Source organism: Vogesella mureinivorans, assembly GCF_007644035.1.
Lineage (GTDB): Bacteria > Pseudomonadota > Gammaproteobacteria > Burkholderiales > Chromobacteriaceae > Vogesella > Vogesella mureinivorans.
The window spans coordinates 1-286 of record NZ_VMTV02000889.1; the positions used below are offsets into that span (position 1 = coordinate 1).

1 protein-coding gene is annotated in these 286 nt (G+C 40.6%); it reads left to right on the top strand.

Annotated features, from left to right (window positions below):
- Positions 1 to 286 (top strand): GntR family transcriptional regulator (locus tag FLQ44_RS24185; RefSeq protein ID WP_206209021.1); only part of this gene is annotated, 286 nt, incomplete at both ends.

Here is a 286-nt window from a genome sequence, read left to right on the forward strand (position 1 = left end):
TAGAGTTCCGTTTAGTTTCAGATTTAAATGATCAATATATTGACCGTTTTACCGGTAAATATAATGGGCAACCTTTACCTCCGGGTACTGAGGTTTTTGCTTATGAATCGTTAGACAGTGGTCGTGAGTTAGCAGAACAACTTGGGCTGAACCGAAATACGGTGGCTGCTGCCTATAAAAGTTTAGTGTCGATGGGCATTGTGGTGTCTAAAGGACGTTTAGGCACACAAGTCAAATCAAAACAATCTTGTCGAATATCAGAAGGCTTTCAAGCATTAAATGAGGG